Here is a 415-nt window from a genome sequence, read left to right as displayed (position 1 = left end):
ACCTAGACTACAACCTAGGACCGTTCGATTTTGGTGAAATTGGGTATTTCGTGGGCAACACGCTGTTCGCGTTGGCCGCAGACGACAGCCTGATTCACAAGTCACCGCTCGGTGCGGTGGACGGCGGAAACAGCATCCGGATTGATGCGTTCCTGTCGATCGTGGACACGAATTACCAAATGTGGCTGGACGCCGCAGAATCGAACAACCAGTTCCGGATGGCGGTTCTGGGCTCAGTAGATGAGCTTCCTGCGCCGCATTTGGCGAGCCCCAACGCGTATATTATCACGGGTGTCGATCAACGCCAGTCGTCGTTCATAGCGTACACGGACCGTACGGGGCTCTGGAATTTTGACGCGTACGACTTCGCGTATCAGGCGCAGGTTCCGATCACGGCCGTGGATCAGCAATCTAT

Annotated in this window: 1 protein-coding gene; it reads left to right on the top strand. The window is 55.9% G+C overall.

Annotation, left to right across the window (positions count from 1 at the left end; all coding sequences use genetic code 11):
- Window positions 1-415: hypothetical protein (locus tag AC1RP4_RS07760; RefSeq protein WP_481763235.1), on the top strand; the 415-nt coding region annotated here is incomplete at both ends.

Source organism: Dellaglioa sp. CoH-56-MRSF-10, from assembly GCF_056782175.1.
The sequence above is the reverse complement of the archived record's forward strand: the minus strand, read 5'-3'. Positions and strand labels throughout refer to the sequence as shown.